We start from the raw sequence: 682 nt of genomic DNA on the forward strand, positions 1-682 counted from the left end.
GCCTGTGCCGTTGGGGACGGTGGGTGAGCTTTACATAGGCGGGGCGGGGGTTGCGCGTGGCTATCTGAACCGTGCCGAGCTGACGGCGGAGCGGTTCATCGCCAGTCCCTTTGTGGACGGCGATCGGCTGTACCGGACCGGCGACCTGGCGCGCTATCTGCCGGACGGCAATCTGGAGTTTCTGGGCCGCAATGACGACCAGGTGAAGATCCGCGGCTTCCGCATCGAGCCGGGCGAGATCGCCGCGCGGCTTTGCGAGCACGCCTGGGTGCGCGATGCGGTTGTGGTGGCGCGCCAGGACCGGTCCGGCGACAAGCACCTTGTCGCCTATGTGGTGGGCTCGGACGAGGCTGGCTCGGACGAGGACGATGGAGGCGGGCTGGCCGGCGCCTTGCGGGCGCACTTAAGTGCGCGGCTGCCGGACTACATGGTGCCGGCGGCGTTCGTGCGGCTATCGGGGCTGCCGCTGACGGTGAACGGCAAGCTCGACCGCAAGGCACTGCCGGCGCCGGCCGACGATGCCTATGCGCGGGCGGCCTATGCGGCGCCGCGCGGCGCGATCGAGACGGCGCTGGCAGAGATCTGGGCGGAGCTTCTCGGGGTCGAGCGGGTCGGACGCCACGACCACTTCTTCGAACTCGGCGGCCACTCGCTCCTGGCGGTGCAGCTCTTGAGCCGGCTG

General features: G+C 70.1%; 1 protein-coding gene. It reads left to right on the forward strand.

Annotated elements, in window-relative coordinates:
* On the forward strand, positions 1-682 hold a 682-nt coding region (locus tag C7G61_RS43010), incomplete at both ends, for a non-ribosomal peptide synthetase (protein WP_145963841.1).

Source organism: Bradyrhizobium algeriense (assembly GCF_003062295.1).
In the GTDB taxonomy this organism is placed as follows: Bacteria; Pseudomonadota; Alphaproteobacteria; order Rhizobiales; family Xanthobacteraceae; genus Bradyrhizobium; species Bradyrhizobium algeriense.